The sequence below is a fragment of the Agromyces tardus genome (assembly GCF_003710805.1).
GTDB lineage: Bacteria > Actinomycetota > Actinomycetes > Actinomycetales > Microbacteriaceae > Agromyces > Agromyces tardus.
The window spans coordinates 43,929-69,465 of record NZ_RHHB01000011.1; the positions used below are offsets into that span (position 1 = coordinate 43,929).

Below are 25,537 nucleotides of genomic sequence, written 5' to 3' on the forward strand. Positions count from 1 at the left end.
ACCGCCCGCCGAATCGCCGGCGGTTCGACGAGCGGGGACCGCCCGAACGGTCAATGCATGTTGTCGTTGCCGGTGACGTGGGTGGCGTAGCCCGAGCATCCCGCGTCCTGCCAGCGGTAGGCGGCACCGGTGCCCGCGTCGCCGTACATGGCGAGCCACCAGCCCTCCCGGCCGTCGTCGACCACGGCGAAGCCCTTCTCGGCCATGCACGACGCGATCGCCTCGTCGAACGAGGCCCGCTCCTCGGCCTCGGTCGGCGCGTTCGGGTCGGGCTCGGGCAGGGGCGCGGAGAGGGGGGTGCCGGCCGCACGGGCAACCGCCATCGCGTGCTCGCCCGCCCCGAGGCATCCGCGCCGCTGCCAATCGGAGTCCGGCACGGACCAGTCCTCGCGCGCCTCGCCGTAGAAGGCGTTCAGCCACATCAGGGACTGCTCGAAGCTCAGCCCTCGCGGCTGCGCGTCCTGGTTGAGCCACGGCGCGGCAGGGAGGTACTCGACGCCCTGTTGGGCCATGCAGTCGGCGATGACCTGCTCCCGGCCCATGTACTCCGTGCGCTCCTCCGTCGTCACGAGCTGGGAGCCGGACGCCTCGAGCGTCAGGGACTCGACGGTCGAGGCCGCTTCAGCATCGCCGGCGACGGTCTCGCCGGCGGCCCCGGCGGCCGTGACCTCGGCGCGCGGCGGCTCGAAGAGCGAGATCCCGAACGTGCCCGCGACGGTGAGCGCGACCGCGGCGGCGCACACCGCGATGCCGCCCATCGCGAGCGGAGCAGCCAGCCGCCTGACGTTCATGACGACGCCTCATCCGACTCGGCAGCGGTCTTCGGTGCGGCCCACCACACGGCGATCGAGAGGAAGAAGAGCACGGCGGCGCCCGTCGCGACGCGGTTCAGCACCACCATCTGCGCGGTCGAGGTCGAGAAGAACGCCGTGAAGGTCACGCTCGTCTCCATGAGCGCGTAGGTGCCGAAGCGCACGAGCAGGTACGCCGCGACCGCGAGCACCAGCCCGGCGAATGCGCGCCGGCGTGCGACGACGAGCAGCCACGACCCCACGAGCGCCAGCACGAGGCCCACGATCGAGAGCTCCGCGACATCCGCCGCACCGTGCCAGTCGCCGATGAGCACGCTGCGCGCGATGCGCCAGACGATGAATCCGCCCCAGGCGACGAGCGCGAGCGCCGCGAGGTGGGCGAGCGCCGGCATCGCGAGCGGGAACGTTCCTCTCGGCGCGCCGAGCCCGACGCGACGCAACCGCGCGCCACGCCAGGCGAGGTCGGCCGGGATGCCGCGGATCGCCCTCCCGAGGATCGATGCCGTCGCTCCGGCGCCCGAATGCTCGCGTTCCTCGAAGAGGTCGGAGGCGAGTTCGGCGCGGCGTTCGGCGGCGACGTCCTCGGGAAGGTCGGCGGTGTACCACCGGCACCAGGCGAGTACTGCGCCGTCCACCCGCCCGGCCGCCCGGTGTCGAAGGCGAGCGGATGCCTCGAGCTCAGCCGCGCCGTCGGGGCCGAGCGTGACCGCACTCATGCGAACGCCGTTCTCGGGTTCGGTGCGAGCGCGGTGCGCTGCTCGGTCTCCGCCCGATAGGCGACCACCCCCGCCCCGGTCACCCGGTAGAGCCGCCGCCGAGGACGCCCCTCTTCCGCAGCGATGCCCGGGTCCTCCCATTCGGATTCGACGAGGCCGCGTTCGGCGAGGCGGCCGAGCGCCTTGTAGAGGGTGCCATGCGCGGTCAGCGCGGTGGCTCCGGCGCGGTCGGCGAGGCGCTTCGCGAGCGCGAAGCCGTAGAAGTCGCCGTCGTCGGCCTGGAGCTCGATGCCGGCGCCGAGGATGTCGACCTCGAGGCCGACCAGCCGGCCTTCACGTCTCCGTGGCATGCACCCAGCATAGGAAGATATGGCGCAGAAGTATAGGAAGATATCCGAGCGGGCTATAGGAAGATACCTGCCCATATGCTAGCGTCCACCTCGAGTCGCCCCATCGGGCGGCTCGGAAGGGGAACGACATGCACACCAAGAGGGTGGTGTTCCGAGCGATCGCCGGGGTGGCGTTGACGGCGACGCTCGCAGGGGGATCGGCGATGGCGGCGGGGGCCGCCGACGCGGGCGGAGGGAACCGGGTCGCCGAGCGGTCCGTGGCGGCGGCAGACGACGGCGCACCGGGCCGCGGCGCCGGACCGGAGGCATCCGCGGCAGCCGGTGGAGTCGGCGTCGGCGAGGCGAACGCGACGCCCGCTGCCACGGCGGGCGAGCCGGGAGCCGGCCCGGGGGCCGGCCCGGCGACCTCCCAGGCGCACAAGGACGACCACGCCTGGCAGGCGGGCCCGGTGCACTGCGAGGACTGGCAGCTCACCATGGAGTACCGCGAGCGGCCCGACCGATCGACATCCGACACCCTCGGGTTCGACGTGGTCTTCACGAACGCGTGGTCGCAGCCGTGCTCGTTCGCCGGGTGGCCGGGTCTGGTCGCGGAGGGCGCCGACGACGAGACGCTCGCCTGGACGCTCGCGTCCGGATCGACGAGCACGCTCGTGGTCCTGCCGCCGAACGGCGGGCAGGCCGTCGCCGAAGGCACGGCCGAGCTCCCGTCGGTGTCGGGTTGCCCCGCGGCGACATCCGACCACCTGCGGGCCTACATCTCCTCCGACGGAGCCGGCGGCGGAATCGTCGACGATGCGCAGCTCCCCGTCTGCACGGACGGAACGTGGACGCTCTGGCTCGGACCCCTGATGGCCGTGCACGGCGCACCGGGCGACGTCGAGGGCGAGGTCACCCCTCCCGAGGAACCGGAGCCGCTGCCTGCGAAATGCCAGGACGAGCAGCTGACGCTCGAGTTCGTCGACCGGCCGGACCTGTCGGTCGACGGGGCATCCGGATTCGAGCTCGTGTTCACCAACGCGTCGGACACCGCGTGCTCGATCTGGGGATGGCCCGGCCTCATCGTGGAGTCGGCCGACGGCACGCGGATCGGCTCGTCGTGGACCGTCGGCGACATGGGCGACCCGTTCGTGCTCGCGAACGGCGACACCGCCATCGTGCTTGGCACGGCGCCCGACCCTGCAGCCTGGGGCTGCGAGGCGGTGACGGCGGACCACCTGCGGGCGTACGTCACGTCGGACGGCGCGGGCCCGGGAGTGGTCGGCGCCGCGCCGATCCCGGTCTGCGTCGACGGGTCGACGGTGCTCGAGATCGGGCCGTTCACCGCCGCCTGAGGTTCAGTGGCCCAGCGTGGAGACGGCGGCGTCGAGTTCGCTCGCGGCGCCGTCTCCGCGTTCCGACCACGACACGCGCAGGGTCGGGAGCGCACACCGGAGTTCCGGGCTCACGGCAGCTGGGCGGCCCGCTGGGCGACGCGCTCCGGATGCCGTTCCTCGATCCAGCCGAAGAGCTCCTCCTGGTGGTCGAGATCGAAGGTGGGCTCGGCAGCGAGCGTCGGCCGCCCGAGCTCGACGTAGCCGCCGTGCAGGGTGGGGTGACGGTCGCCCAGGAGCAGGTCGATCGCGTGCCGGGCCGAGGTGCGCGGCGTCGCCGCCCTCGGCAGCACGGCCATGGCCGGCATGACGTGCTCCCACGTCCAGTGCATGTACCCGGGCAGGGTTCGGCCGAGGCCGGTTCCCGGCACGAGGCCGGGGTCGTAGGTGTTGAGCCGGCGACCGGATGCCGCGGCGCGGCGCGCCCACGCGTGCGCGAGCGTGACGAGCGCCAGCTTGCTGTCGGCATAGGCGCGCCCGCCGGCGTGGCGGGTGGCGCCGGAGTCCGTGCGATCGACGCTCGCGAGCGTCTCTGGCGGTGCGTACCGAGGCGACGGGATGAGCCCGAAGGACTGAGCTCGTCCTCGGTGCGTGCTCGACCCCATGAGCACCAGGTGGGCGCGCCGGGCGAGGATGGGGAGCAGCCCGCGTACGAGCACGTGCTGGGCCACGACGTTCACGGCGAAGGTCTGCTCGATGCCGTTCGCGCTCGTACCGCGGCGGTCGGCGAACTGGGCGCCGGCGTTGAGCATCGCCGCCGACGGTGCGGCGATCGCGCCGTCGGCGATCCGGACCCGGAGCTCCTCGATCGCCGCATCCACCGACCCGAGGTCGGCGAGATCGATCGGGATGCCGATCGCCTCCCGGCCGGCCCCGCGCGCCCGGCGCACCGCCGCATCGAGCGCGTGCGGATCGCGGGCGAGCAGCACCAGCCGGGGGCTCGCGGGATGGGCGATCAGGTGGTCGAGCATCGCCGCCCCGATGCCCCTCGTCGGACCGGTCAGGATGACGGTGGGAGGAATGATGTCATGATCTGTCATAGCGGTCAGTATGCGTGATGTCAGTTTCTGACGCAAGGGTTCGCTACGCTGGTGCCATGCCCCGATGGCCGGCCGATTCCCGCGCGCGACTCGCGAGCGCGGCGCTGGAGCTGTTCACGGAGCGCGGCTACTCGGCCGTGACCGTCGACGACATCGCCGAGCGAGCGGGCGTGACCGCGCGCACCTTCTTCCGGCAGTTCCGCGACAAGGAGGAGGTGCTGTTCTCCGACGACGACCTGCTCCTCCCCACGCTGCTGCTGGCCATCGCCGAGCCGACGGGCCCGGTCGACGCCGGCACGCTCATGGAGCGCGCCCTCGGTGCGCTCGCCGAACGCATGGAGCCGGCCCGGGACTCCTTGCGACGGCGCCAGGAGATCATCGATTCGGATGTCGCCCTCACGGGCCGCGAACTGGCGAAGCAGGCGCGTTGGCAGCAGGAGATCAGCGTCGGCCTCGTCGAGCGCGGCTTCGACCCGGGCGACGCGGGATTGCTCGCGGCGATCGGCTTCGCGCTGTTCCGCCGCGAACTGCACGCCTGGCTCGCCGACCCGTCAGCCGATGCGCCGTCGCTGTCGGAGCGGCTCCGCACCGCGCTCCCGGCGGTGCGGACCGTGCTCGACTCCTCGACGGACCGCTGACCTCCCGATGCGGGCGACCCGTCAGCCCGCGGCGCGCAGCGACGGGTCGCACAGCGCGGTGAGGCGTTCGACTCCGACGGGTTCCTCGGCGAGCATCGGCACGATCGCGACGCGCGCGGCGAGCTCGCGCACCCGATCGATCTGCTCGACCTCGTTGCGGGCGCGCCGGCGCAGGAACGGCGACTCGGGCCCCGCGGCCGCGACCGAGCTGTTGACCACCCACGCCCACGGCTCGATGCCGGCGCGCCGGAGATCGGCGGCGAGTTCCTCGGCCTCGAGCACCGGGGTCGCCTCGGCGAGCGTGACGAGCACCACCTTGGTGTGAGCGGCATCCTGCAGTCGCATGAGCGGGGTCACCAACCCGATGCCGTCGCCCATCTGACGCCGGATCTCGCGGTGGTAGGAGCCGGCCGCGTCGAGCAGCAGGAGCGTATGTCCGGTCGGTGCGGTGTCGATCACGACGAAGGAGCGGCGGGCTTCGTGGATCGCGCGCGAGAACTCGTGGAACACGGCCACCTCGTCGTTGCAGGGCGACATGAGGTCCTCGGCGAGCGCGGCCCGCGCTTCGTCGTCGAGGCCCGGGCCCTTGGTCGCCATCACACGGTCGCGGTAGGCCCGCACCGCGGCGTCGGGATCGATGCGCGAGACCGTCAGGCGCGCGACGGTGCCGCCATCGAGTGCCTGCGTGAGATGCGCCGCAGGGTCGGTCGTGGTGAGCAGCACCCGATGACCGCGTTCGGCCAGGCGCAGCGCCACCGCCGCCGCGATGGTGGTCTTGCCGACGCCGCCCTTGCCCATGCACAGCACGAGTCCGCGCCCGTCGCGTTCGATCGCATCGACCAGAGCCGACAGCGGGGCGGGCACGAGGGCGACCTCGGGCGCAGCGGCATCCGGCGGCGACACGGCGGTCGCGGGAGCGAAGAGTCGTCGCAGCGCGTCGACGCCGACGATGTCGTCGGGCTCGAGGTCGATGAGGTCGCGAGGCAGCGCGGCGATGCGCGACGGCATGGCGGCGATCGCGGCCGCCTCGCGTGCGCGCACCGCGGCGGCGAGCGGCTCGTCGCCGGCCGCGGCGGGGAGCACCCCGTTGACCACGACGCATCCGCCCGACATGCCGATCTCGCTCAACTCGGCGTAGGTGCGCTCGAGCTCGACGAGCGACGAGCGCTGGGCCCGGGTGACGAGCACGAGCCTCGTGCGGGCGGGGTCGGTGAGCGCCTGCACGGCGTTCGCGTAGACGGCCTTGTGCCGTTCGAGCCCTGAGAGGGGGCCGAGGCAGGATGCGTCGCCGCCGGCCGTGAGGAACTCGCTCCACGAGCCGGGCAGCTGCAGCAGCCGGATGGTGTGCCCGGTCGGTGCGGTGTCGAACAGGACGTGGTCGTATTCGCCGTACGTCGCGTCATCCGTCAGCAGCTCGGTGAACTCGTCGAACGACGCGATCTCGGTGGTGCACGAGCCCGAGAGGCTCTCGCGCACCCCGTCGAGCTCGGCGGCCGGCAGCGTCCCGCGGAGCGGCCCGATGATGCGTTCGCGGTACGCGTCGGCCGCGGCCTCGGGGTCGATCTCCAGGGCCGACAGTCCCGGGACGGACGGGATCGGGGTGACGGCGTTGCCGATCGTGAGGCCGAAGACCTGGCCGAGGTTGGAGGCGGGGTCCGTGCTCACGAGCAGCACGCGCTCGCCTGCCTCGACGAGCCGCACCGCGCTCGCGCACGCCACCGACGTCTTGCCGACCCCGCCCTTGCCCGTGAAGAAGAGGAACCGCGGCAGTTCGTCGAGGAACTTCATGGAGGGTCTCCGTCATCGAATCGGGTGCACGCGCACGGGCGCACGGGCGCAGGACGATCATCGCGCCGACGCGCGCGGTGCGCCGGTCCTTTGGTCATCCCGGTCTGCGTCGGTGATCCCGCTCCGTGTCGCTCGGTTCGACGCCCGCGCGCTCAGCCGCAGCAGCCGGAACGGGATGCCGCAGCCGGTTCGGTCGCGCAGGATGCCGCGGCGGCACCGTCCGCCGGCAGGCTCGACGAGCACACCCCGGTCGCCGGGAGCACGAGCTCGACGTTGCGAGCGGCCGCCTCGTCGCCGGCGATCCACGCGGTGATCGATCGGACCTGCTCGTAGCCGGTGGCCAGGAGGAACGTCGGCGCACGGCCATAGCTCTTCATTCCGGCGAGGAAGAAGCCCGGCTCGGGGTGCTCGAGCTGGGCGAAGCCGTGCGGCTCGACCGTGCCGCACGTGTGCACGTTCGGGTCGATGAGCGGCGCGAGGCGCTTGGGCGCCTCGACGATCTCGTCGAGCTCGAGGCGGATCTCGCGGAGCATGTCGAGGTTCGGGCGGAACCCCGTCGCGTTCACGACGAGGTCGGTCTCGTGCTCGACGAGGTCGTCGCCTCGGAGTCCGTAGAGGCGCACGCCGGCGTCGGTGCGGCCGAGCCGCACGGTCTCGAACCGGTCGACGACCTCGATCCGGCCGGCGCGCACGAGGGCGTCGACGCGGCGGCCGATGTCCGCGCGGGCGGCGAGCGCGTCGTCGTCGGAGGTGGTGACCCGCACGGCGCTCGCGTTGCGGATCAGCCACGTGATGCGCGTGCCCGGCTCCTGCTCGGCGAGCTGGGCGAGGGCGAGCAGGGTGTTCGCGGCGGAGTGCCCGGCACCGACCACGGTCGTGTGGCGGCCGGCGAATCGGAAGCGCTCGCGACCGAGCACGTCGGGCAGGGCGTGGCTGACCCGGTCGGCGACCTCGGCGAGCCCGAGCGGGTCGAGGCCCGAGGAGGCGAGGCTGTTCGGCTGCTCGTACGTTCCCGATGCGTCGATCACGGCGCGCGCCGTGGACTCCGCGACGCCGTCGTCGGAGCGGGTGCGGAGCAGGAACGGCGTCGAGGCCCGGTTCGCGGTGCGCGTGCGATCCATGCCCTGGCGCGTGATCGCCTCGACGGTCACGCCCGTGCGGATGCGCGCGGCGATCGGCTCGAGCGCTGCGAGCGGCTCGAGGTACTGCTCGACGAGCTGGGTGCCGGTCGGCAGCGCGTCGGGCGACGGGAGCTCCCACCCCGTCGCTTCGAGCAGTCGACGCGAGGCCGGGTCGACGACGTGCTTCCACGGCGAGAAGAGCCGGGTATGACCCCATCGGCGGATGCTGCTCGCCACCTCGTCGCCCGCCTCGTAGATCACGAAGTCGATCCCCCGCTCGACGAGGTTCGCGGCTGCGGCGAGCCCGATCGGGCCGGCGCCGATGATCGCCACGGGCAGGGTGTCGAGCCGGCGGTCGCGCAGGCTCCGGACGGTCAGGTCGATCAGGGTCATGGTCGCCGCACTCCTCGGATATCGATGAACTTCGATATAGAGTGTGCGCACTCCATCGACGTTTGTCAATATACGGGGTAGGATGGGCTCATGACCGTGACCCTCCTGCCGATGGCCGACCCGCAGGATGCGGCATGCTGCACGCCGCTGACCCGCGAGACGATCGACGCCGATCGCGCCGAGGAGCTGTCGCGCAAGCTCAAGGCGCTGGCCGACCCGACGCGGCTCCGGCTCGTGTCGATCGTGGCGGCATCCGATGGCGAAGAGGCGTGCGTGTGCGACCTCATCGAGCCCGTCGGCCTCAGCCAGCCGACCGTCTCCCACCACCTCAAGATCCTCATGGAGGCCGGTTTCCTCACCCGCAGCAAGCGCGGAACGTGGGCCTACTACAAGCTCGTCCCCGGCGCGCTCGGCCAGCTCTCGCAGCTGCTCGACGTCACCGCATCGCGGTGACCTCGCGGTCGCCTCGTTCGTCGGCCTGCCCCACCACCGCGAGGGAGTGCCACGAGTGATCACCGAAGCCGCCCGGCAATTCCTGGCCGAACGCCACCTCGCGACGCTCTCGACGCTCGACCGGTCGGGCCGGATCCACTCGGTTCCCGTCGGGATCACCTACCTCGACGGCATCGTGCGCATCATCGGGAGCCGCGGGTCGCAGAAGTTCCTGAACGCCGCGCGGAGCGGGCGCGCGAGCGTGAACACGGTCGACGGCGCGCGGTGGATCAGCTTCGAGGGTCCGGTTCGCCTGCTCACCGACCCCGAGTCCGTCGCGCTCGCCGTCGAGCTCTACGCCGCCCGGTACCGGCAACCGCGCCCCAATCCGCAGCGAGCCGTGCTCGAACTGACCATCGAGCGGGTGCTGGGCTCGGCGGGCATGCGACCGGATCCCAGCTGATCGCTCGGAAGCTGCGCGGTTCATCCGAGATGAGTGCGGCTCACGTACCCTCGAGGGGAAGGTCATCGAGAGACGAAGGAGTCCGATGTCGACGGAGCAGCGCATCTTCGGCATGAGCTTCGCGAGGATCCATCCCCTCTACGTGCAGAAGGCGGAGCGGAAGGGACGGAGCGAGGACGAGGTGGACGAGGTCATCCGCTGGCTCACCGGATACGACGAGGCCGGCCTGGAGCGCGCCATCGACACCGGAGTCGATCTGCGGACCTTCTTCGCGCAGGCCCCGGCGATGAACCCCAACGCCTCGTCGATCACGGGCGTGATCTGCGGCGTACGGGTGGAGGAGATCGAGGATCCGCTCATGCAGCAGATCCGCTACATGGACAAGCTCGTCGACGAGCTGGCGCGCGGGAAGCAGATGTCCGCGATCCTGCGGGGATCCTGAGCGGCGGCCCCCGCGCGGCCGCGGTCAGTACAGGTCGAGCTCGTGCCCGGCCCGCTCGACCTCGCGCATCCGGGCGGATGCCGCCTCGCCGAGCCGCTCGGAGCACTCCGCGATCACCGCTTCCACGAGCGCGAGCACCGGGGTCATCGCGTCGAACGCCGACGGCGAGTCGGTCTCGCTCGGAAGCACGACGTCGGCGTCGCTCGAGATGGGCGAGAGCCAGGCATCCGTGAAGAGCACCAGTGAAGCGCGCCGAGCCTTCGCCGTCGCGGCCAGCCGTCGCGTGGTCTCCTCGTAGCGCCGGTAGTCGAACACGACGACGACATCGCCCCGGTGCAGGCCGGCGACTGCCTCGGCCCGCCCGGCATCGTTGTCGGGCAGCGAAGACACCCCGGGCCGGAGCAGCTGCAGGTGCTGCGCCAGGAACCGCGCGAGCAGCCCGCTGAATCGTCCGCCCGCGACGAGCACTCGGCTGCGCTGCGTGCACAGCAGCTCGACGGCGCGGTCGAACTCCCCCGGGGCCAGGCCCGCGAAGGTGCGGTCGAGGGTGTCCCTCGTGATCGAGGCGGCGCGCGCCAGCCCGGATGCCGCGTCGGCGTCGGGCTCCGCGTGACGACGGTCGTACAGCTCGATCGGCGAGGCCGACCGCTCGTCGAGATCGTCGCGGAGCGCCTGCTGGAAGTCGGGGAACCCGCGGTAGCCCAGCCGGTTGGCGAACCGGAGCACCGTGGGTCCGCTCACCCCGGCACGGGCCGCGAGCTTGGCCACGGTCTCGAAGCCCGCGGACGGATACGACGACAGGAGCACGCGGGCGACCTTGCGCTCGGCTGGACTGCAGTCCGCCATGCCGCGCCGGATCGCCTCCGCCATCGGCATGGCTGCCTCACGCTCGCCCATCAGCGCCTCCTTCGCACTGCTCACCGTACCGACTCGCCCTCCGCCACCGCGACGACGAGGCCGGCGAGCAGCGCGATCCGCTCCGGCACGCTCGCGAGGTCGAGCCATTCGTCGACCCCGTGGTCGCCGCCGCCGACCGGTCCGAGCCCGTCGAGGGTGGGCACCCCGAGCGCCGCCACGAAGTTCGCGTCGGACGCGCCGCCGGTCGCCGCGACGTCGAACGAGAGCGCGAGCCGCGAGCCGACCCGCCGGGCGAGCGCCGCGAGGCCGTCGGTCGCGGCGCGCTCGAGCGGCGGGCACACGTCGAGCCGGGTGACCGCGATGCGGGCCCCGTCGACGAACGGATGCCGCGCACGCTCGTCGATCGCGTCGAGCGCGCCGACCAGCTCGGCCAGGCCGGCCGCGCGCACCTCGACGTGCAGCTCCGCCGACTCGGGCACGATGTTGGCCCGCGAGCCGGATGCCACGCGGCCGACGTTCACCGTGAGCCCCGGCGCGCTGCCCGACAGGGCCTGCACGTCGAGCAGCAGCCGCGCCGCCTCGACCGCGGCGTTGATGCCGCGCTCGGGTTCGACTCCGGAGTGGGCCGCGCGGCCGCGGATCGCGACGAGCACGTCGGCCACGCCCTTGCGGGCGCCGACGAGGTCGCCGTTCTCCCGCGCGCACTCGAGGCACAGCGCAGCATCCGCCCCTCGTGCCACGTCGGCGAGGATCTCGCGGCTCGCGGGCGAACCCACCTCCTCGTCGGGCGTGAGCACGAGCACGAGTTCGCCGTAGCCGGTGTAGCCGACCTCGCCGAGCACCCTCGCGGCGGCGATCCCCGAGGCGATGCCCGCCACGTCGTCGCACACGCCGGGCCCGTAGGCGACGCCGTCGGCGATGCGGAACGGGCGCTCGGACGCGGTGCCCGGCGCGAACACGGTGTCCATGTGCGCGAACATCACCACGCGGGCCGTGCCGGCGCCCCGTCGGCGGGCGACGACCACGGGGCCGTACCGCCGGCCGTCCCGATCGGGGGTCGGCACCGTCTGGACCTCGAAGCCGTCCTCTGCGAGCGCGGCGACCGCCCACGCGGCCACGCGCTCGACGCCGTCGGGGTCGTGCGATCCGGAGTCGATGCCGACGAGGTGCGCGAGGTCGTCGCGGTACCGGGCGTCGACGGCGTGCGCGGCGCGGCGCAGCTCGTCGGCGGTCGGGGCGACACCGGGTGGCGCGGATGCGGCGGGCTGGGGTTCGACGAACGTCGCCCCCACGTCAGAGCACCTTCGAGAGGAACGAGCGCGTGCGTTCCTCGCGCGGGTCCCCGAGCACCTGGGCGGGGTCGCCCGCCTCGACGACGACGCCCCCGTCCATGAACACGGCCACGTCGCCGACCTCGCGCGCGAAGCCGATCTCGTGCGTCACGACGATCATGGTCATGCCCGATTCGGCGAGCCGGCGCATGACGTCGAGCACGTCGCCGACGAGTTCGGGGTCGAGGGCCGAGGTGGGCTCGTCGAAGAGCATCACCTCGGGCTCCATCGCGAGGGCCCGCGCGATCGCGACGCGCTGCTGCTGGCCGCCCGAGAGCTGCGCCGGGTACGTGGCCGCCTTCTCGGCGAGGCCCACCTGCCCGAGGAGGGCCATCGCCTGCTCCCTCGTCTGCGACCGCGAGCGGCCGGCCACCTGCACCGGCGCCTCCATGACGTTCTCGAGCGCCGTCATGTGCGGGAACAGGTTGAAGCGCTGGAACACCATGCCCACCTTGCGGCGCTGCGCGGCGACCTCCTTCTCGCGAAGCTCGTAGAGCTTGCCGTCCTTCTCGCGATAGCCCACGGTCTCGCCGGCGACGCGGATCATGCCCGCGTCGATCTGCTCGAGGTGGTTGATGCAGCGCAGGAACGTGGACTTGCCCGATCCCGACGGGCCGAGCAGGCAGACGACCTGGCCTCGCTCGACCGACATCGTGATGCCCTTCAGCACCTCGAGACTGCCGAAGCGCTTGTGCACCTCGACGGCCTCGACCATCGGGCGGTCGGAGGTCGCGGCGAGCGGCGTCACCTGGGGGATGGTGGCGGTCATGACGCCGACTCCTTCTTCGAGGCGCGCTCGGTGCGCGTGGGGCGCGTGGCGCGGGAGGGCAGCGCGATGCTCTGCGTGAACGTGGACACCCGCGATCCGAGCGTGGGTCGGATCGCGCTGAAGCCGCGGCCGTACCGGCGCTCGAGCCACATCTGGGGGATCGAGAGGATCGACGTGAGGGCGAGGTACCAGATCGCGGCGACGATGAGCAAAGGGATGATCTTGTAGTTCTGCGTGTACGCCTCGCGGATGTTCGACATGAGGTCGTCACCGGCGACGATCGCCACGAGCGAGGTGCTCTTCAGCATCGTGATCGTCTCGTTGCCCATCGGTGGGATGATCACCCGCATGGCCTGGGGCAGCACGATGCGGCGCAGCGTCTTCGCGGGCGACATCCCGAGCGAGTGGGCCGCCTCGGTCTGGCCGGGGTCGACCGACTGGATGCCGGCGCGCACGATCTCGGCGGCGTAGGCCATCTCGTTGAGGCCGAGCGCGAGCAGCGCGGCCACGGTCGCGGGGATCAGGTCGCTCGTCGTGAACGACCAGAACTCGATCGAGGTGAACGGGATGCCGACCACGATCTTCGGGATGAATGCGCCGATGAAGCCCCAGAAGATGAGCTGCAGCAGGAGCGGCGTGCCGCGGAACACCCAGATGAACAGCATCGCGGCGACGGAGAGCACCGGGTTCGGCGAGAGGCGCATGACCGCGACGAGGATGCCGCCGAAGACGCCCATGATCATCGACGCGACCGTGAGCCAGATCGTGATGAGCACGCCGTTGAGGGTGAGCGGCTTGAAGAGGTACTCGCCGACGGTCTCGAGGTCGAGGTTGGGGTTCTGCAGGATCGAGGACAGCGATCCGATCCCGATCACCAGGACGACGATGGCGGCGATCCAGCGGCCGGGGTGGCGCACGGGAACGGCCTCGATGGGGCCGGGGCGGGCGGCGCCCGAGGAGCCCTGGGGTCCCTCGGACGCCGCCGTGGCTGACGGCTGCGTTGCGGTCATGGGTGGTGCTTCCGTTTCGGTGTTGCGTTCGGTGCCGGTGACGGTCACTCGGCGGCGGCGCCGTTGATGGTGGCCTCGTCGATGCCGATGCCGGTGACGCCGTACTGGTCGAGGATCGCCTCGTAGGTGCCGTCGTCGATGAGGGACTGCAGCGCGGCCTGGATGGCCTTGGCGAACTCCTCGTTCTCCTTGAGCACGCCGATGCCGTTGAGGGTGGCGTCGTAGCCGTTCGGAGCCTCGGGGTCCTCGACGACCTCGAAGGTGCCGCCGTCGTTCGTGGTCTTCGCGACGTAGCCGGCGCTCGGCTTGGTGAGCAGCGACGCCACGGCCTTGCCGCTCGTGATGGCCAGCTGCGCGTCGGCGTCGGACGGGAACTCCGACAGCTTGATCGCGCCGAGGCCCTCGGCCTCGCACTCGCCCTGCCAGACGTCGTTCACGAGGTCGACCTGGCTGGTCGCGGCCTGCACCGCGACATCCTTGCCGCAGAGGTCGAGGTAGCTCTCGATGCCCTCGGGGTTGCCTGCCGAGGTGAGGATGCCGGTGCCCGACGCCGAGTAGTCGACGAACGTGAGCACCTCCATGCGCTCGACGCTCGAGGTCATCGCGGTGATGGTGGCGTCGAAGTTGCCGGCCTGCAGCGCCGGGATGATGCCGTCGAACGCCTGCTGCTCGAACTCGAAGTCGATGCCGAGCTTCGCGCCGATGGCGTGGCCGAGGTCGACGTCGACGCCGGTGAGCTCGTCGGAGCCCTCCTCCTTGAACATCTCGAACGGCGCGTAGGGGGCGTCGGTGGCGACCTTGACCGAGCCGGCCTCGGCGAGGTCGGCGGGCAGCAGCTCGGCGGCGGCCTCGTCGACGGTGATCTCGATGCCGGCGATGGTCACCGGCTCGGATGCCGCGGCGGCGTCGCCGCCCGCCGAGCCGGCGGTGCTGCAGCCGGCGAGGAGGACGACGCTCGACAGCCCTGCGGCGAGGAGCGTGATTCGGTGGAGCGGAGTGGGAGCAGTCATGGTGAGGGTCCTTCGGATCGCTGCGGTGGGATCGGGGTGGAACCGAGTATGTAACATTTGTTCCAGAATTGCCAGCATTTAATCAATCCGTAACGCATGCGACGTGTTCGGCACGGGCACGGGGAGCATCCTCGCACGGGTGGGCCAAGCCGCCCGCATCCCCGAACCCGGGCGGCACCCTCGCGCGACGGGCGGCGCCGGCGCCCCCGGCGCCGCGCCGGATCACCCCGCGAGCGGGGGCAGGTAGCCCGCCTCGACCGTTCGGAGGAAGTCCCAGGTGTCGAGTTCGGGTGCGTCGACGTGCATGCGCCAGCTCCAGTACGTCCACGCGACGGCCGGCTCGAAGGCCGCCAGGTGGGCGGTCGCGATGGTGCGGTTGTAGGTCCGGCGCTCGTCGTCCGGCATCCCCGCGAGGGCCGCCTGCTTCGTGTCGAGGCACCACTCGCCCACGAGCACGGGGAAGTGCTGCGACGCCTCGGCGAGGGTGTCGCCGAAGGTCCGGGCGATGTACTCGAGGTAGCCGTCGAGGTCGCGCTGGCCGGCCATCATGACGTACATGTGGGTGTCGACGGCGAAGTTCTCGAACTCCCCCGAATCGAGCATGCCGAACCACTCCCGCATGCGGAACCCGTCGTGGAACACGACGCGCGCCCCGGGGGCGACGGCGCGGATGCGGCGGTAGGCGTCGCGGTAGAAGCCCGCCAGGAACTCGGTCGGAACACCCTCGGAGCCCGCTGCCCGCGCCGGATCGACCGCCGGGTAGCGCTTCGGCACGTCGAGCAGCGCCCAGAGGTCCGGGGAGATCGGCTCGTTCAGCACCTCGATGCCCCACAGCTCCGGCCGTGCGCCGTATCGCGCGGCGAGGCGCTCGAGCACGGTGAGGGCGAACTCGACGTGCTCGGGCTCCTGATGGAATCGGCACACCCCGCACACGCCGCCGTTGTCGAACCCGTTCTGGCTCTCAGGCACCGTGTGGAGGTCGAGCAGGATCCGCATGCCGTACCGGGCCGCCCAGCCGAACGCGCGGTCGAGGTAGTCCACGCAGCCGAGGAACGGCGGCACGTCGCCGAACACGAAGTAGGGGACGGGCAACCGGAGCAGCCGCACGCCGCGGGCGGCGAGGTACGCGAAGTCGCGGCCGGTCACCCAGCTGTCGCGGTGCACCGTGAAGCGCTCCCGGCGGCTGACGTCGTCGAGCCCGTGCGTGAGGTACCACTCGTCCTCCGCGTCGGTGCCGGTGAAGAGCTCGGGCGCCATCCACTTCTCGAGGACGAGCCAGTTGCCGAGGTTCACGCCGATCATCTGGGTCATGTCGGTCCCTTCTGCGACATCGGATGGGGCTGGGCCTGCTCGAGGCGGGCGCGCGGCAGCACGTCCTCCTGCTGCGCGGTGAGGAACGCGGCCAGCGCCTCGCGCACCTCGAACTTGAGCTCCTCCACCGCGTCGCTCGCGGCGCTGAACTGCGCGAGCAGCACGATGCCGTCGGGCACGGTGTCGCCCACGCGGAGCTCGACCACCCGCCCGTCCCACAGCGGCGACGCCGACAGCACCCGCGTGAGCTCGTCGCGCACCGCGGCGACCGGCACGCGCCACGCTGCGGTGATGCGCACCTCGCCGATCGCGGTGTTGCCCGAGTGCGACCAGTTCTCGAACGGCGTCGTGGTGAAGTAGGTGCACGGCAGGATCAGCCGGGTCTCGTTCCAGATCTGCACGACGATGTACGTCAGGGTGATCTCCTCGATCCGCCCCTGGCGCCCCTCGACCACGACGATGTCCCCGACGCGGATGCCGTCGGTGAACGCGATCTGGATGCCGGCGAAGATGTTGGCGAGGCTCGTCTGGGCGGCGAGGCCCGCGATGATCGAGAGGATGCCGGCGGAGGCGAGCACCGTCACGCCGACGGCCCGCACGCTCGGGAAGGTCCACAGCGTCGCCCCCACCGCGAGCGTCGCCACGGCCGCGATCGCCACGCGCTGGATGAGCGCGATCTTCGTGCGCAGGTGCCGCGAACGCTCGTCGCGCAGGCCGGTGTCGGGATGCTTCGCGAGTGCCGCCTTCGCGGCCGTGCGGATCAGCACGATGGCGAGCCATGCGACGGCCCAGATCTGCGCGATGGACAGGAGGTGCGCGAGTCCCGATGCCCACCGCCGGTCGATCTCCGCGACCCACGGCTCGATCGCCGACAGCACGATCACGGCAACGACGGGCGATTGCCAGAGCCGCCCCGAGAGCACCGTCACGTTCCAGCGGCGGGCGACGCGGCGCAGCACCATGACGACGACGACGCCGGCGGCGAACGCGGCCGCGACCACGACGAGGGCCGCCACGAACAATTCGGATGCCGTGGCCCCGCTCAGGTCGATCGTCATCGTGATCCGTCGCTTCCGGTCAGCACGAGGGCTCGTCCTCGACGGTAGGCACGTCGATCGCCCGCGTGAATCACGCGAACGCGTAGTCCTCAGTTCTGGTCGGACGCCGCCTGCAGGCCGAGATCGCGATGGGGATGCCGCTCGGCCTCGCGTTCGGCGAGGGCGAGGTGGAGGCGACTGCGCGAGGCGATCCCGAGCTTCCGGAACGCCTTGCGCAGGTGGTAGTCGACGGTGCTCGCGCTGAGGTGCAGCCGCGTGGCGATGTCGGCGTTCGAGAGGCCCTCGCTCGCGAGACGCGCGACCGCGGCCTCCTGCGACGACAGTTCGTCGTGGCGCCTGTCGACGGCGGCGTGGCCACGTCCGAGGGCGGCGATCTCGGCTCGCGCGCGCTCCGCGAATCCGCGCGCACCCATCGCGGTGAATGCCGCGAGCGACTCCTCCAGCACCACCCGGGCCTCGGCGCGTCGGCGCTGGCGGCGGAGCCATTCGCCGTGCAGGAGCTGCGCCCGGGCCACCTCGGCGCCGAGGCCGGTCCGGCGCAGGTGCTCGACGGACTCCCGGTGCAGCCGCTCGGCGTCGGTCGGATCCGTCGCGAGCAGCGCGGCGGCCCGCGCCTCGACACCGCGTGCCCAGTCGGTGCCGGCGGCCCGGGTCGACACGGCGAGCCGCTCGAACGCGTCCGCTGCGGTGCGTCGCTCGCCGGTGCGCACCGCGGCCTCGACCAGTTCGACCAGCCCCCACGTCGCGTACACGATCGCCACAGGATAACGGGCGGCGGAGTCGGCATGCCGCACCGCCTCGTCGTAGCGTGCGTTCGCGACGGCGTGGAGCGCGCGTGCCCAGTGGACGAGCGGGAAGCCCATCCCCTCGCCGCGGGCGGCGCAGTCGGCGAGCGCCCGGGCGAACAACTGCTCGCCGTCGGGTGCCCCCGCCCATGCCGCCACCGCCACGATCCCGTACGGCGCGGGAGGGATGGCGATGCTGTTCCAGATCTCGACGGCCTCGTCCGCGAGGTCGCGCGCTCCGGCCCCGTCGCCGCGGAGCAGCACGAGGGCGACCTCCGTCGTCAGTGACGCTGCGAGCGCCGTGAGCGCGCCCGCCGCTCGCGCGATGGTGGCGCCCTCGGCGACGAACTCGCCCCATCGACGTTCGTCCCAGGCGATCGCGGCCAGGCGCCCGGCGACCCACAGCCATCGGGCGCGATCGCCGGGGTCGTCGGAATCCGAGAGCCGCCGGAGATGCCCCGTGAGCAGGGGGAGGCTCGATCGGGGACGCTCGAGGGCCATCGCGAGGATCACCTCGAACAGCTGGTCGATGACCCGGTCCGCCCCCTCCGGTGCACCGGGGGCGGATGCGGCCCGCACCGCGACCTCGCGGATGCCGTCGCCGTGCTCGCCCGGTGCGGCGACCGTCGCCGCGGACAGCGCCTCGAGGTAGGCCTCGCGCGACGCCGGAGGATCCGTGTCCGCAAGCACCTCCGCCGCGGCGAGGAAGAACGCGACGGACCGCTCACTGCGCTCGAGGGTGAGCAGGAGCCGACCGCGGACCAGGTCGATCCGGGCTCGGGTGTCGGGGTCGGCCGCGTGGTCGTGGGCCGCCTCCAGGACCCGCAGGGCCCGCGGCTGGTCGCCGGCGAGCTCGAGCGCACCGGCCGCCGCCAACGCGCAGCGGGCGCGCGTCTCGGGGGCTTCCGCGAGCTCGGCGGCGCGCTCGTAGAACGCTGCCGCCGCGAGGAAGCCGCCCCGCGCCCCCGCTCGGCTCGCGGCATGCTCGAGCGACGCGGCCACCGCTTCCGACGGCCCGAAGGTGCCGAGCGCCCGGTGCCAGGCCCTGCGATCGGGGTCGCGCTGGCGGTCGGTCGCCTCGGCGAGCGCCGCGTGCACCCGCCGACGCAGCTCGGGGTCCGCATCCTGGTAGACGCCCGAGCGCACGAGCGGATGCTCGAACGTGATCCGACCGCCCACCCGCACCAGTCCGGCCGCCTCGGCCGGGACGAGGTCGTCGAGCGCGACGCCGAGCCGCGACGCTGCGCGCGCGACCAGTCTCGGATCGCCGGTGGGGTCGGCCGCGGCGAGCAGCAGGAGCAACGACGTGCGCTCGGGCAGGTGGGCGCTGCGGCTCGCGAACGCGCCCTCCAGGCGGTTGAGGACGGGCAGCGAGGGGTCGGCGACGCGCGTCGGGACGCCCGCTTCGATCTGCGCACTCGCCCTCGCGGACTCGCGGATCAGCAGCGGGTTGCCGTGGGCTTCCTCGAGGACGCGAGCCGCGATCGCGCCGTCGAGCGGGCGCGGCACGACGGAGCGCAGGAACGCCTCCGCGGCGGCGTCGTCGAGCCCCGAGACGAGGAGCAGCGGCGTGGCATCGAGGTGGGCGACGTCGACCCCGAGTCGCTTGGCGAAGAGCATGGCCACCGGCAGGTGCTCCACGCGGCGGGCGACGAACCCCAGTGCCTGCACGGTCGACCCGTCGAGCCAGTGCACGTCGTCGACGGCGCAGAGCAGCGGCTGGTCGCGCGAGGCCTCGGCGAACAGGCCGAGCAGCGCGAGCCCCACGAGGTACGGCCGCGGCGGCGGGTCGTCGGCGAGGCCGAGGGCCACGCGAAGGGCACGCGCCTGGGGCTCAGGAAGCCGATCGGAGTGGTCGGGCAGTGCGCCGAACAGCTGTTGGAGGCCCGCGAAGGGCAGCTCCCGCTCGGCCTGGACGCCGATTCCGGTCACCGTGCGGAACCCGTCGGCCGAGCGGATCGCGTGGTCGAGCAATGCCGTCTTGCCGATGCCGGGCTCGCCCTCGATCACGAGGGCCGTTCCGCGGCCGGCGCGGGCGACGTCGAGCACCCTGTCGAGCGCTGCCAGCTCGCGTGCCCGACCGAACATGCGCGACACCCCCCGGAGCCGAGAGACCGAGTCCCACGCGCGCGGCCCCTCGGGCAAAGACTACGCGTTCTCGTGATTTGCCGGTGTGATCCGGCACCTAGCGTGGGCCCCGACATGACCGAGTCGCCCGGGAGGTGATCGCCCGATGCCGATGTGGCTGCCTGACATCCTCGGCTCTCCGTTCGAACGGCTGGAACTGGAGCTCGCGCCCGATGTCGAGGGCCCGGTGAGCGCGACGCTCGTCAGGCGCACGAGGGACGAGGTCATCGACGGACCGGGTGTGTTCGACGTGCTCTACGTGCACGGCTGGTCCGACTACTTCTTCCAGCGCGAGCTCGCCGAGTACTGGATCAGCCGCGGCGCGCGGTTCCACGCCCTCGACCTGCGCAAGTACGGGCGGAGCCTGCGGCCCCACCAGACTCCGGGCTACGTCGAGGATCTCGCCGTCTACGACGAGGACATCCGCGCCGCCCTCGACGTCGTGCGAGCCCGGTCGACCGTGCCGCTCGTGCTGATGGGCCACTCGACGGGAGGCCTCACGCTCAGCCTGTGGGTGTCGCGTCATCCGGATGCGGCCGACGGGCTCGTGCTCAACTCGCCGTGGCTCGAGCTGCAGACCCGAGCGGTCGGGCGCGCCCTGCTCGAACCGGTGGTCGGATTCGGTGCCGTCATGCATCCGCACTCCGAGTTCCCCGAGGTCGACCTCGGCTTCTACAGCCGCACGGTGTCCGCCCGGCTCGACGGCGAGTGGGAGTACGACGACGCGTGGCGTCCCGAGCACGGCTTCCGTGCGAATCGCGGTTGGCTCAACGCCATCCTGCGGGGCCAGGCGGCGGTGGCGAAGGGCCTCGGCATCCGGATCCCGGCCCTCGTGCTGCTGTCGGCACGGAGCATGCTCCAGCCCATGTGGTCGGAGCAGATGCGATACGCGGACACCGCGATCGAGGTCGGCGGAGTCGCCCGTCGCGCCGCCGATCTCGGGCTGGACGTGTCGATCCGCAGGATCGACGGCGCCCTCCACGACGTGGCGCTGTCAGCCGCGCCGGTGCGCGCAATGGTGTGGGAGGCCATCGACCGATGGCTCCCGTCGGTCGTCGAGGCGGCCCCGCGTGCCGCGGCGCGGGATCGCGCCGCGGTGCTCGGCCTGCCGGGAACGGGGTGAGCAGTGGACATCGTCACCGTGCTGTCGACGGTCCTGAAGGTGGCCGTCGCCCTGACGGTCTTCGGCTACGGCCTGTCGGCGAGGGCCGACGACATCCTCTTCGTGCTGCGACGGCCGCGCCTGCTGTTCGTCTCCGTCGTCGCGATGTTCGTCGTCATGCCGGTGATCGCGCTGGGGGCCCACGCGTACCTCGACTTCCCGCACGCGGCCGAGGTCGCCCTCGTCGTGATCGCCCTCACCCCGATCCCGGCTCTCCTGCCGCGCACCGAGATCGGCTCGGGCGGCCGGGCCCGCTACGCGTACGGGTTGGCGTTCGCGGTGGCCCTCCTCTCCCCCGTCGTCGTACCGGTGCTCTCCGACCTCATCGGCCGGCTCATGGACCGCCCGTTCGGCCTGTCGCCGTTCACGATCGCCGAGGCGATGCTGACGCAGATCCTCCTCCCGCTCGGCCTCGGCTGGCTCGTCGGCCGCATCTGGCCGGCGGCGGCGCAGCGCATCGGCGGCACGCTCGTGAACATCGCGAACATCGCGACGCTCGCGGCGCTCGTCGTGCTGCTCGTGCTCGTCTTCCCGGCGGTGCTCACCGCCCTGTCGCTCGTCACCCTGGCCGTGCTGCTCGCGTACACCGGCATCGGGCTCGCCGTCGGCCACGCGCTCGGCGGCCCCGACCGGGCGGACTCCGTGGTGCTCGCGATCGCCTGCGCGAACCGGAATCCCGGCCTCGCGATCGGCCTCGCGGCCGCCATCTTCCCCGCCGAGAGCTTCGCGGGGACCGTCATCCTCTACGCGCTCGTCTCGAACGTCGCGGTCACGCTCTACACGCGCTGGCAGCGACGCCACGCAGTCGACCGAGGGGACGACGTCGTCCCGCGAACCGCATCGACGACGACGCCGATGCGGCCCACTGAGGAGGAGACATGACGGAGCGCACGACGATCGGCTCATGGTTCGCACGGCTGCCACGGTGGCTTCGGGCGGTGATCGGGCTGGCGTCGGTGGCGCTCGGCATCGCGATCGTGTTCCGTCCGACGACGTCGCTGGGGCTGCTCGCCATCCTCATCGGCCTCGGCCTCATCCTGAGCGGCGTGCTCGAGCTCGTGGGCGGGGGCGATGGCGACGACGACGAACGGACACCGCCGTGGCGCATCGTCACCGCCGTGCTGTGGATCGTCGGCGGTGCGTTCGTGCTCTTCTTCCCCGGGCTCACCGTGCGGATGGTCGCCCTCGTCGTCGCGATCGCGCTGATCGTCAACGGCGTGCTCTCGGTGATCTCCGCGTTCCGCCGGGGCCGGACCCTCGACGCACGCGTCGCGGCCGCCCTGCTCGGCGTCGCCGGCGTGGCGTTCGGGCTCCTCGCGCTCCTCTGGCCCGACATCACCCTGCTCGTGGTCGCCGTGGTGTTCGGCGCGCGGCTGATCGTCGTCGGCCTGCTCGAGCTCTGGCGGGCCATCCGCGGAACCACCCGGACACGAGAGCGCGGTGCTCCGTCGACGCTCGGCCGCTGGGCGAAGACGATCGCGGCCGTCGTGGCCCTGCTGCTCGCGATCGCGGCGGGTTCGGTCAGCGCGTCGCTGCGCGGCGGAACCCCGGTCGTCGACGACTTCTACGCGGCGCCGCGCGACGTGCCCGACGAGCCCGGGAAGCTGATCCGGGCGGAGTCCTTCACGCGTGGCGTGCCCGACAACGCGACAGCCTGGCGCATCCTGTACACGACGACCGGCGAGGACGGCGAGCCGGCGGTCGCGAGCGGGCTCGTCGTCGTGCCGAAGTCCGGCGACGGCGACTACCCCGTGATCGACTGGACGCACGGCACCACGGGCTTCGCGCAGCCGTGCGCGCCGTCGCTGCTCGAGGAGCCGTTCGAGTCGGGCGCCCTGTTCCTGCTGCCGGAGATCATCGACAACGGCTGGGCGCTCGTCGCGACCGACTACATCGGCCTCGGCACCGAGGGCCCGCACCCGTACCTGATCGGCGCGTCCACCGCGTACGCCGCCCTCGACGCCCGCCGCGCGGCATCCGATCTCGACGACGCCCGGCTCGGCGACCAGACCGTCGTGTGGGGGCATTCGCAGGGCGGCGGCGCGGCGCTGTGGACGGGCGCCCTCGCCGACTCGTACGCCCCCGACGTCGAGCTCGCCGGGGTGGCGGCGCTCGCGCCCGCCTCGAACCTCCCCGGCCTCATGGAGAACCTGCCCGAGGTGACCGGCGGGTCGCTCTTCGCCTCGTTCGTCGTCGGCGCGTACACCGCGATCTACCCGGATGTCACGTACCGCGAGTACGTGCGCCCGGGCGCCGAGGTCACGGTGCGCGAGATGGCCGACCGATGCCTCGCCGAACCCGGTGCGGCGGTGTCGGTGCTGAGCCTCCTCGGCCTGTCCCGCGACCCGGAGATCTTCTCGGAGGATCCCACGACCGGGCCGTTCGGCGACCGCCTCACCGAGAACATCCCGCCCGCGACCATCAGCGCACCGCTGCTGCTCGGGCAGGGCGCCGCCGACCAGCTCGTCGTGCCGCCGGCGCAGGACGCCTTCGTGGCGGACTACTGCGACGCGGGGCAGCAGGTCGACTACCGCCTGTACGCCGGGCGCGACCACGTGCCGCTGGTCGAGCCCGACTCGCCCCTCGTGCCCGACCTCGTCGAGTGGACCACGGCGCGGCTCGCCGGCGAACCCGTCGAGCCGGGCTGCACCAGGACGGAGCGCTGAGGCCGGAGTCGACTGCGTCGCAGCGCCGAGCTCCCGTGCGCTGCGTCGCAGTCGGTCGTCGGCCGGCGCCCTCCCGTAGACTGGGCCCGTCCAGGCGCCTCGATGCGCCGGTGCTCGGAAAAGGGGCACGAAGCGACCAGCCCGCTCGAGGCCCGCGAGACACATACGGAACCCGCATCCGTCCCGTCTCGAAAGGCTTCGCCATGCCCACCGTCTCCGCGCACGTCGCCCGCACCCTCACCGCCCACGTCGACCACGTCTTCGGCGTGATGGGCAACGGAAACGCCTGGTTCCTCGACGCCCTCGAGCGCGAGACGGATGCCGCGTTCGTCGCCGTCCGGCACGAGGTGGGCGGGGTCGTGGCGGCCGACGCCCACTTCCGCGCGTCGGGGCGGATCGCCGCCGCGACGGCCACGTACGGGGCCGGGTTCACGAACACGCTCACGGGCCTCGCCGAGGCCGTGCAGGCGCGGGTGCCGCTCGTGCTCGTCGTCGGCGACGAGCCCACGTCGGGCCCGCGCCCGTGGGGCGTCGACCAGGTCGCGCTCGCCTCGGCGGTGGGCGCCCGCACGTACACGGTCGGGCGAACGGATGCCGCGGCCACGACCGTCCTCGCGATCGAGCACGCCCTCGCGTACCGGGTGCCGACCGTGCTCGCGATCCCCTACGACGTGGCGTCGCACGAGGCGGGCGAGGTGCCCGAGCCCGTCGCGCTGCGGCTTCCCGCGCCGCTCGTGCCGGCCGGGGCGTTCGCCTCGCAGGTGGTCGCCGACCTCGCGCGGCGGCTCGCCGACGCGCAGCGACCGCTCCTGCTCGCCGGACGCGGCGCCTGGCTCGCGGGCGCCGGCGCCGCCCTCGGCGAGCTGGCCGAGCTGACGGGCGCGCTCACCGCGACGACCGCGCTCGGGCGCGGGATCTTCCCCGACCCCCGGTTCGACCTCGGCGTCGCGGGCGGCTTCGGCGCCGAGGCCGCCATGGAGCTCGTGCGGCAGGCCGACGTCGCCGTCGTCTTCGGCGCGTCGCTCAACCAGTTCACGATGCGGTTCGGCGAGCTCTTCGCCCCGGGCGCGCACGTCGCGCAGGTCGACACGGCCGCGACCGCGACGCATCCGCACGTCGGCGGCTTCGTGCGCGGCGACGCGGCCGTGGTGGCACGCGACCTCGTGGGCCGGATCGGCGCCCTCGGCACTCGCGCATCGGGCTGGCGCGACCGGGTCGACGTCACGTCGTCGCTCCGGCACGACCCGGGCACGGACGTCGCCGACGACGGCCGCCTGGATCCGCGGTCGGTCGCCGCGCGGCTCGCCGAGCTGCTGCCCGGCGACCGCGTCGTCGTCTCCGACGGCGGGCACTTCATCGGCTGGGCGAACATGTACTGGCCCGTGGCCTCCCCCGATCGCATGGTCATGGTCGGCACCGCGTTCCAGTCGATCGGCCTCGGCTTCCCGAGCGTCGTCGGCGCGGCCGCGGCCCGGCCCGACGCCACCGTCGTGCTCACGACCGGCGACGGCGGGGGCCTCATGGCGCTGGCCGACCTCGAGTCCGCCGTGCGCGTCGCCGGCGGACGCGGGATCGCGGTCGTCTGGAACGACGCCGCATACGGGGCCGAGGTGCACGTCTACGGCGAGCTCGGCCTCGCCCGCGAGCCGATGCGGATCCCGCAGGTGGGCTTCGCCGGCCTCGCGACGGCCGTCGGGGCCGAGGCCGTCGTCGTACGACGGCTCGCCGACCTCGACCGCCTGGGCGCGTGGGCCGCCGAGCCCGCAGCCGAGCGGCGGTTCCTGCTGCTGGACTGCCGTGTCTCCGATCGCGTGGTGGCGCCGTTCCAGCGGGAGATCCTGGCCGCGAACCGCTGACCGTCGGCACCCCTCGACCGCCGCCG

Annotated in this window: 23 protein-coding genes; 9 read left to right on the forward strand and 14 right to left on the reverse strand. The window is 72.7% G+C overall.

The annotated features are described in order from the left end of the window. Positions 1–50 precede the first annotated feature (50 nt). The 3 genes from EDM22_RS08345 to EDM22_RS08355 are packed head-to-tail and all read right to left on the reverse strand — an operon-like array spanning position 51 to position 1,878. Positions 51–791: a hypothetical protein gene (locus tag EDM22_RS08345; RefSeq protein WP_122936606.1), complete on the reverse strand. Its 741-nt coding sequence runs from the start codon at positions 789–791 to the stop codon at positions 51–53. After that, a complete protein-coding gene (locus tag EDM22_RS08350; protein WP_122936607.1) occupies positions 788–1,528 on the reverse strand; it encodes a hypothetical protein in 741 nt (246 codons plus the stop codon). Before EDM22_RS08350 ends, EDM22_RS08345 begins: the two co-directional genes overlap by 4 nt. Continuing rightward, positions 1,525–1,878 carry a PadR family transcriptional regulator gene (locus tag EDM22_RS08355; protein WP_122936608.1) on the reverse strand — a complete coding sequence of 118 codons (354 nt, stop codon included), beginning with the start codon at positions 1,876–1,878 and terminating at the stop codon, positions 1,525–1,527. Before EDM22_RS08355 ends, EDM22_RS08350 begins: the two co-directional genes overlap by 4 nt. 128 nt (positions 1,879–2,006) lie before the next feature. Between EDM22_RS08355 and EDM22_RS08360 the strand changes: the two genes are divergently transcribed. Further along, on the forward strand, positions 2,007–3,212 hold the full coding sequence (locus EDM22_RS08360; RefSeq protein ID WP_122936609.1) for a DUF4232 domain-containing protein: 1,206 nt from the start codon (positions 2,007–2,009) through the stop codon (positions 3,210–3,212). Positions 3,213–3,322: 110 nt separating this feature from the next. Here the strand turns inward: EDM22_RS08360 and EDM22_RS08365 are convergent, their stop codons facing one another. Next, a complete protein-coding gene (locus tag EDM22_RS08365) occupies positions 3,323–4,291 on the reverse strand; it encodes an SDR family NAD(P)-dependent oxidoreductase (RefSeq protein WP_122936610.1) in 969 nt (322 codons plus the stop codon). A 56-nt stretch (positions 4,292–4,347) separates the two neighbouring features. Between EDM22_RS08365 and EDM22_RS08370 the strand changes: the two genes are divergently transcribed. Continuing rightward, positions 4,348–4,929: a TetR/AcrR family transcriptional regulator gene (locus EDM22_RS08370; RefSeq protein WP_122936611.1), complete on the forward strand. Its 582-nt coding sequence runs from the start codon at positions 4,348–4,350 to the stop codon at positions 4,927–4,929. 21 nt (positions 4,930–4,950) lie between these two features. On the opposite strand, the gene arsA is transcribed toward EDM22_RS08370, so the two are convergent. After that, positions 4,951–6,717 carry an arsenical pump-driving ATPase gene (gene arsA / locus EDM22_RS08375; protein ID WP_122936612.1) on the reverse strand — a complete coding sequence of 589 codons (1,767 nt, stop codon included), beginning with the start codon at positions 6,715–6,717 and terminating at the stop codon, positions 4,951–4,953. A gap of 152 nt (positions 6,718–6,869) precedes the next feature. Continuing rightward, positions 6,870–8,231, reverse strand: a complete 1,362-nt coding sequence (locus EDM22_RS08380; RefSeq protein WP_122936613.1) for an NAD(P)-binding domain-containing protein — start codon at positions 8,229–8,231, stop codon at positions 6,870–6,872. Positions 8,232–8,321: 90 nt separating this feature from the next. Between EDM22_RS08380 and EDM22_RS08385 the strand changes: the two genes are divergently transcribed. The 3 genes from EDM22_RS08385 to EDM22_RS08395 all read left to right on the forward strand — a co-directional run bounded on the left by EDM22_RS08385 (position 8,322) and on the right by EDM22_RS08395 (position 9,568). Next, entirely contained in the window at positions 8,322–8,684 is a 363-nt protein-coding gene (locus EDM22_RS08385) for an ArsR/SmtB family transcription factor (RefSeq protein ID WP_122936614.1), read from the forward strand. A 55-nt stretch (positions 8,685–8,739) separates the two neighbouring features. After that, positions 8,740–9,126 (forward strand): pyridoxamine 5'-phosphate oxidase family protein, encoded by a 387-nt coding sequence (locus EDM22_RS08390; RefSeq protein WP_122936615.1) that lies wholly within the window; start codon positions 8,740–8,742, stop codon positions 9,124–9,126. An 85-nt stretch (positions 9,127–9,211) separates the two neighbouring features. Beyond that, the gene (locus EDM22_RS08395; RefSeq protein WP_122936616.1) at positions 9,212–9,568 is read left to right on the forward strand and encodes a DUF2200 domain-containing protein; all 357 of its coding nucleotides are present in this window, start codon (positions 9,212–9,214) and stop codon (positions 9,566–9,568) included. 24 nt (positions 9,569–9,592) lie between these two features. Here the strand turns inward: EDM22_RS08395 and EDM22_RS08400 are convergent, their stop codons facing one another. The 8 genes from EDM22_RS08400 to EDM22_RS08435 all read right to left on the reverse strand — a co-directional run bounded on the left by EDM22_RS08400 (position 9,593) and on the right by EDM22_RS08435 (position 19,788). Continuing rightward, on the reverse strand, positions 9,593–10,465 hold the full coding sequence (locus EDM22_RS08400) for a MurR/RpiR family transcriptional regulator (protein WP_245989279.1): 873 nt from the start codon (positions 10,463–10,465) through the stop codon (positions 9,593–9,595). A gap of 20 nt (positions 10,466–10,485) precedes the next feature. Beyond that, entirely contained in the window at positions 10,486–11,718 is a 1,233-nt protein-coding gene (locus EDM22_RS08405) for a M20/M25/M40 family metallo-hydrolase (RefSeq protein ID WP_245989280.1), read from the reverse strand. Position 11,719: 1 nt separating this feature from the next. Then, positions 11,720–12,526 carry an amino acid ABC transporter ATP-binding protein gene (locus EDM22_RS08410; RefSeq protein WP_122936617.1) on the reverse strand — a complete coding sequence of 269 codons (807 nt, stop codon included), beginning with the start codon at positions 12,524–12,526 and terminating at the stop codon, positions 11,720–11,722. Beyond that, entirely contained in the window at positions 12,523–13,536 is a 1,014-nt protein-coding gene (locus EDM22_RS08415; RefSeq protein ID WP_122936618.1) for an amino acid ABC transporter permease, read from the reverse strand. Before EDM22_RS08415 ends, EDM22_RS08410 begins: the two co-directional genes overlap by 4 nt. Before the next feature lie 44 nt (positions 13,537–13,580). Beyond that, positions 13,581–14,546, reverse strand: a complete 966-nt coding sequence (locus EDM22_RS08420; protein ID WP_122936619.1) for an ABC transporter substrate-binding protein — start codon at positions 14,544–14,546, stop codon at positions 13,581–13,583. Between the two features lie 222 nt (positions 14,547–14,768). Further along, on the reverse strand, positions 14,769–15,857 hold the full coding sequence (locus EDM22_RS08425; protein WP_122936620.1) for a glycoside hydrolase family 5 protein: 1,089 nt from the start codon (positions 15,855–15,857) through the stop codon (positions 14,769–14,771). Further along, the gene (locus EDM22_RS08430; protein ID WP_122936621.1) at positions 15,854–16,915 is read right to left on the reverse strand and encodes a mechanosensitive ion channel family protein; all 1,062 of its coding nucleotides are present in this window, start codon (positions 16,913–16,915) and stop codon (positions 15,854–15,856) included. Before EDM22_RS08430 ends, EDM22_RS08425 begins: the two co-directional genes overlap by 4 nt. Positions 16,916–17,004: 89 nt before the next feature. After that, complete coding sequence (locus EDM22_RS08435) at positions 17,005–19,788, reverse strand: ATP-binding protein (protein ID WP_245989281.1); 2,784 nt, start codon at positions 19,786–19,788, stop codon at positions 17,005–17,007. Between the two features lie 145 nt (positions 19,789–19,933). On the opposite strand from EDM22_RS08435, the gene EDM22_RS08440 reads away from it, so the two are divergent. The 4 genes from EDM22_RS08440 (at position 19,934) to EDM22_RS08455 (ending at position 25,511) form a co-directional block, all read left to right on the forward strand. Beyond that, positions 19,934–20,950, forward strand: coding sequence for an alpha/beta hydrolase (locus tag EDM22_RS08440; protein WP_122936623.1), 1,017 nt, complete (start codon positions 19,934–19,936; stop codon positions 20,948–20,950). A 3-nt stretch (positions 20,951–20,953) separates the two neighbouring features. Further along, the gene (locus EDM22_RS08445) at positions 20,954–21,871 is read left to right on the forward strand and encodes a bile acid:sodium symporter family protein (RefSeq protein ID WP_122936624.1); all 918 of its coding nucleotides are present in this window, start codon (positions 20,954–20,956) and stop codon (positions 21,869–21,871) included. Further along, a complete protein-coding gene (locus EDM22_RS08450; protein WP_122936625.1) occupies positions 21,868–23,655 on the forward strand; it encodes a lipase family protein in 1,788 nt (595 codons plus the stop codon). Before EDM22_RS08445 ends, EDM22_RS08450 begins: the two co-directional genes overlap by 4 nt. A gap of 203 nt (positions 23,656–23,858) precedes the next feature. Further along, the gene (locus EDM22_RS08455) at positions 23,859–25,511 is read left to right on the forward strand and encodes a thiamine pyrophosphate-binding protein (protein ID WP_122936626.1); all 1,653 of its coding nucleotides are present in this window, start codon (positions 23,859–23,861) and stop codon (positions 25,509–25,511) included. Positions 25,512–25,537: the final 26 nt, after the last annotated feature.